The sequence below is a fragment of the Pseudomonas agronomica genome (genome assembly GCF_025917275.1).
GTDB lineage: Bacteria > Pseudomonadota > Gammaproteobacteria > Pseudomonadales > Pseudomonadaceae > Aquipseudomonas > Aquipseudomonas agronomica.
Window position 1 is genome coordinate 1 of the sequence record NZ_JAOSHO010000954.1, and the last position, 747, is coordinate 747.

Genomic DNA, 747 nt, shown 5'->3' on the forward strand with positions numbered 1-747 from the left:
CTCGGCAGCTCCTACAGGGCCGTGCAGGTCATGCAGTTCATGCACGGGCCGTGCAGGTCGTGCAGGATCAGTAGCCGACAGTAAACCGCGTCCGCGAAAACTGCGGTGTTTCGACTTCATCGATCAACGCAATGGCGTAGTCGGCGAAGCTGATCCAACTGCGCCCGGCCTGATCGAACAACAAGTGGTCCTTGCCGACCCGAAACTGGCCGGTGCGCTCGGTTTCGACGAACTCCGCCGAAGGCGAAAGGAAGGTCCAGTCGAGGTCCTGTTCGTTGCGCAGTACATCCAGGAACAAGGCACCGGCCGTGGCTTCGGCCAGGTATTCCTCAGGGAAGCCATCGCTGTCGATCACACGGCTGTTATCCGGCAGCAACAACGAACCGGCGCCGCCGACCACCAGCAGGCGCTTGACCCCAGCGGCCTTCACAGGGGCGATGATCTTGTCGGCCGGCACGGTGGCAAAGTGCGCGGCGCTGATGACCACGTCATGGTCGGCGACAGCGGCGGTCAATGCCTCGCTGTCCAGTACATCCAGTTGCTTGCTGACCACGCCGACCCGCTCGCCGATCTTCGCGGTGTTGCGGGCAATGGCCGTCACGCTGTGACCACGGCGCAGGGCCTCTTCCAACAGTTGGCTGCCAGCGCGGCCGGTGGCGCCGATGATTGCGATTTTGCTCATGGTGTTCTCCAGTGAATTAGCGATGTCAGAAATACAGGTTCTTGTGGCGAGGGAGCTTGCTCCCG

At 62.1% G+C, this 747-nt stretch carries 1 protein-coding gene; it reads right to left on the reverse strand.

Going from position 1 to position 747, the window contains the following annotated elements; translation table 11 throughout:
• Positions 1-67: 67 nt before the first annotated feature.
• A complete protein-coding gene (locus OC610_RS28340; protein ID WP_264433021.1) occupies positions 68-682 on the reverse strand; it encodes an NAD(P)-dependent oxidoreductase in 615 nt (204 codons plus the stop codon).
• Positions 683-747: the final 65 nt, after the last annotated feature.

Excerpts from the sequence above, each read along its gene's own strand:
- OC610_RS28340 (WP_264433021.1), bottom strand. The coding sequence starts at position 682 with ATGAGCAAAATCGCAATCATCGGCGCCACCGGCCGCGCTGGCAGCCAA.